The sequence below is a fragment of the Ruegeria sp. BF7 genome (assembly GCF_056538605.1).
Genome location: NZ_JBQFTM010000038.1, coordinates 1 through 4,665 on the forward strand (window position 1 = coordinate 1; position 4,665 = coordinate 4,665).

The following is a 4,665-nucleotide window of genomic DNA, read 5'->3' on the forward strand; positions in this document are numbered from 1 at the left end:
CCCGATTTTTTTGGCGGCAGCGGCGCGTTGGGCAAGCGCGCCGTTTTTGTGGGTTTTATATGTATCAGTTTGTGCTGACGGTGCTTGTTGTGCTGTTTGTTGAGCCGCCGCCACCGCCGCCTGCTGCGGCGACGCCGATAACGGCTGCGGCCACGCCGAGAGCGGGTGCGACGAGCGGGACGAAGCCGGTTACACCGCCTTCGGCGGCCGCGGCGGCGGCGCTCGCCGCATCACTCTGGCCTGCATTCGCCGCGTCCGAGGCGTCCTGGGCATATGCACCGGTGGCCGAAAGCGCCACAATCAGGAGTGTTGTTCTGAGCATCGTGAATCTCCTTAAACAAGTCTTGGTCGAAGGTTATCACAACGGGCCGGACCTGAGAATGCCGCATCCGCAAAAATGCACGGATTTGCCGGAATTTCCGCGGCAGAGAATTGATGCAAGACGCCACAGACAAAACCCGTTAATCAGACGCCGAAAAAAAGTGATAACCTGACGTGAAGATTCGAGCGGTATCAGCAAGGCGGAAAGGCCTGATGGCATTGGTGTGTGCGGTTGCGACCGGTATGGCGCAGGCGCAGTCTGTCTCGACCTATGGCACGCCCGGCCTGATCGAGATCCCGACCGCCGAGATGTTCGATGACGGCACGCTGGTCTTCACCGCCTCGGGGTTCAGAAAAACCGGGCGGGGCACGATGACCTTCCAGCTGCTGCCCTGGGTGCATGGCAGCTTCCGCTATGCGGTGCTTGATGGGTTCAACACCAACACCAATCCCCCCAGCACCTTCTACGACCGCAGCTTCGACGTCCATTTCCGGCTGCGCGAGGAAAGCAGGCACAGCCCCGCCATCGTGATGGGGCTGCGCGATTTCGGCGGCACCGGCATCTATGCCGCGGAATACTTCGTGGCTACAAAAACCATTCAGGACCGGTTCAAGCTGACCGGCGGCATCGGCTGGGGGCGCATGGCCGGACGCGGCGCTTTCACGAACCCTCTGGGCATCTTCTCCGACAGCCTCAAAACCCGCCCGGCCCGGGAAGAGGGTGGCATCGGCAGCACCGGGCAGCTTGATGCCGGCAATTGGTTCCGTGGTGACGCGGCTTTTTTCGGCGGCGCCAGCTGGGCCTATAATGATCGCCTGACGCTGCTGGCGGAATACTCGCCGGACCTGTACACCGAAGAGCGCGAACGCACCGGGTTCGAGGTCCGCTCGCCCATCAATGTCGGTGCCCAGTACCGCTTCAATAACGGCACCCAGCTGACCGCCTCCTATCTCTATGGCACCACGCTGGGGCTGACCTTCAGCTATTTCGTCGATCCGCGCAAAGCGGTGACCCCCGGCGGGCAGGGCGCAGCACCTCCGCCGCTGCGGCCCGAAGCCCAAATCGCCGCCGCCACCGCAGATCGCAGCCAGGGCGACATCCGCGACCGGTTGCAGAACGCGCTGGATCAGGAAGGGCTGCGGCTGGTCTACCTGTCCGGGACCGGCGACACCGTCCGGGTCGGGGTCGAGAACAACCGTTATGGCCAGGCCGCCCAGGCGCTGGGGCGCACCGCCCGCGTGCTGGCCAACGAAGAACCGCCGCAGACCGAACATTTCGACATCGCGCTGATGTCGAACGGCGTGCCGCTCAGCGCCGTGCGGGTCAATCGCGACGACCTCTACGAGCTGGAGCACGATCCCGACAATGCCTGGCGCAGCTTTGCCCGCGCCGAGGTGTCCGACACGATTCCGCTGCTGCAGGGCGGCATCCTCAGCGATGCCTATCCGCATTTTTCCTACCGGTTCGGACCCTATCTGAACTTCTCGTTCTTCGACCCCGACGACCCGCTGCGATACGAGCTGGGGGCGGCGCTGGGGCTGGATTACACCCTGTTGCCCGGGTTCACCCTGTCGACCGAGCTGCGCCAGCCGGTCCTCAGCACGCTGGATGACAGCACCCGCGTCTCGGATTCGCCGCTGCCGCATGTGCGCTCGGACTGGGCGATCTATGCCCGCGAATCCAACCTGCGCGTCGAACACATGACCGCCGAGTACATGTGGCGGCCGGGCAAGAACCTCTATGCCCGCACCACGCTGGGGTATCTCGAGACCATGTTCGGCGGGTTCTCGTCCGAGCTGCTGTGGTACCCCAACAACAGCCGCCTGGCCCTCGGGGTCGAGGCCAATTACGTCGCCCAACGCGACTTCGACGTGCTGTTCGGCTTTCAGGATTACACTGTCGCCACCGGGCATGTGTCGGCCTATTACGACCTGCCCGGCGACTATCACGCGCAGGTCGATGTCGGGCGTTACCTGGCCGGCGACTATGGCGCCACCTTCACCCTGGATCGCGAGTTCAACAACGGCTTCAAGGTCGGGGCCTTCTTTACCCTGACCAATGTCAGCTCGGAAGAGTTCGGCGAAGGCTCGTTCGACAAGGGCATCCGGATCGAAATTCCCATCTCGTGGCTGACCGGGCGTCCGTCGCGCAACAAGATCGCCCAGACCATCCGCCCGGTCCTGCGGGACGGCGGCGCGCGGCTGAACGTGCGCAACCGGCTTTACGGCGTCACCCGCGAGGCCCGCGCCCAGGACCTGTCCCGCGGCTGGGGGAGGTTCTGGCGATGAAGGCCCTGCGACGCCCTGCCCCGTTGGCCCTGCTGGCCCTGTTGCTGATCTCCTGCGGCGAAGCGCAGAAGGATGTCGATCTGCTGATAGGCGCGCTGCGTCCCAACGCGCCCCGGTTCCATCCGCGCGCCGAGGCGCTGGCCGCGCGCCGCCCGATCCCGCCCCGGCTCGAGGTCGGCTTTCCCGCCCGCGATCTGGCCGGTGTGATGCTGCTGGAAACCGAACGCGACGGGGTGCAGAGCTGGCTGACCGCGGACGGCGCCACCATCACGCTGGAGCGGGGGATGCTGACCTCGGCCAAGGGCTTCGGCGGCGGGCTGGCCAGCTCGGATATCCGCCAGAGCGCCGCGCTGATCCTGAATGGGGGGGAAGGCCAGGTCGAACGCTTCCACAGCTTTCTCAACGGCAATGACGAGATCGAGCTGCACGCCTATAAATGCCGGATCACCCTGCGGGGCGCGGACACGGTCGTGCTGGGCGGCACCCCCGTCGCCACGCAAAAACAGCAGGAAGACTGCTATGGGCTGGCCGAGCAGTTCAGCAACATTTACTGGGTGCAGACCAGCACCGGCCGCATCGTCCAGTCCTCGCAATGGACCGGCGATTTCCTGGGCAACATGTTCATAAAACGGGTGCCCGATGATAGTTAAGATTTTGAACAGCGGAGGACAGCTCGTGCGTCATACTTCCCTTTTCCTCAGCGCACTGGCCGTGGGCGGCCTGATCGCCGGATGCTCGACCATCTACCGCAGCCCCTCGGTGACCGCGGGCGTGTCGGATGCCGGCAAGGTCCGCGTGGTGCCGGTGACGCCCGAGACCGTGCTGGTCGCCAACCGCTCACCGTATTCGCCCAAGACCCTGCCCTCGGTCTTCGCGCTGTCGGCCGGATCGGGCTCCTCCGCCAGCCTGCGCGGCACCGGCCCCCTGCCCGAGGCGCCTTCGACCCAGGACGGGTCGCGCGCCGGGCTGCAGCTGGACCCGCCGCCGCAGGCCAATCCCGGCCCCTATACCATCGGCATCGGCGACGTGCTGGTGCTGTCCACGCCGTCCACGCAAGGAACAGCCGGAGAGCTGTCGGGCCTGCTGGCCGCGCAAAACAGCCGCAACGGCTATACCGTGCAGGATGACGGCTCGATCAATATCCCCGATGTCGGCCGCGTGCGCCTGGTCGGCCTGACCGTGGACGAGGCCGAGGCGCTGCTGTTCCAGCGCCTGGTCGAGAACCAGATCGACCCCACCTTCAGCCTCGAGATTACCGAGTTCAATTCCCGCCGCGTCTCGGTCGGCGGCGCCGTCGGCCAGCCCGGCGTGCAACCCATCACCCTGACCCGGCTGACCCTGGGCGAGGCGATCTCGGCTGCAGGCTCCGTCTCGGTCAGCGATATCGACAATTCCTCGGTCCGCATCTACCGCGACGGCAATGTCTACCAGATCCCGCTGGAAGACCTCTATTCCCGCACCGAGCTGCAGAACCTCAACCTGATCGCCGATGACTCGGTCTTTGTCGATACCGACTATGACCTCGACCGCGCCGAGCGCTACTTTGCCCAGCAGATCGCCCTGCGCGAGACCGTGCTCGAAGGCCGCCAGACCGCGCTGCAGGAACTGAACGTTGCCGTCAATCTGCGCCGCGCCGACCTGGATGAGCGCCGCGACAACTTCGTCCAGTCCATCGAGCTGGACGCAATCGACCGCGATTACGTCTACCTCAGCGGCGAGGTCCGCACACAGGGCCGCTATGCCCTGCCCTTCAACCACTCGGCCACCCTGGCCGACGCGCTCTATGACACCGGCGGCGGGGTCGCCAAGGAAACCGGCGACGCGTCGGAAGTCTACGTCCTGCGCGCCGCTCAGGACCCCCGCGAGTTCGGCGCCGTCACCGCCTGGCACCTCGATACCACAAACGCCGCACACCTCACCCTCGCCGCGCAGTTCGAACTGCGCTCAAACGACATCATCTTCATCGCAGAAAACCCCGTCACCCGATGGGGAAGAACAATCAGCCAAATCACACCATCCCTCGTAACAACTCCTATCAACGCCGCAGTGAATTAA

4 protein-coding genes are annotated in these 4,665 nt (G+C 65.0%); 3 read left to right on the plus strand and 1 reads right to left on the minus strand.

Going from position 1 to position 4,665, the window contains the following annotated elements:
- Positions 1-64 precede the first annotated feature (64 nt).
- Complete coding sequence (locus ACR0IK_RS24160) at positions 65-322, minus strand: hypothetical protein (protein WP_480643657.1); 258 nt, start codon at positions 320-322, stop codon at positions 65-67.
- A 212-nt stretch (positions 323-534) separates the two neighbouring features.
- On the opposite strand from ACR0IK_RS24160, the gene ACR0IK_RS24165 reads away from it, so the two are divergent.
- From ACR0IK_RS24165 to ACR0IK_RS24175, 3 genes are read left to right on the plus strand one after another with little or no spacing between them, the layout of a single operon-like run.
- Entirely contained in the window at positions 535-2,610 is a 2,076-nt protein-coding gene (locus tag ACR0IK_RS24165; protein ID WP_480643658.1) for a YjbH domain-containing protein, read from the plus strand.
- Positions 2,607-3,260 carry a YjbF family lipoprotein gene (locus ACR0IK_RS24170; RefSeq protein WP_480643659.1) on the plus strand — a complete coding sequence of 218 codons (654 nt, stop codon included), beginning with the start codon at positions 2,607-2,609 and terminating at the stop codon, positions 3,258-3,260. Before ACR0IK_RS24165 ends, ACR0IK_RS24170 begins: the two co-directional genes overlap by 4 nt.
- 25 nt (positions 3,261-3,285) lie before the next feature.
- Positions 3,286-4,665 carry a polysaccharide biosynthesis/export family protein gene (locus ACR0IK_RS24175; protein WP_480643660.1) on the plus strand — a complete coding sequence of 460 codons (1,380 nt, stop codon included), beginning with the start codon at positions 3,286-3,288 and terminating at the stop codon, positions 4,663-4,665.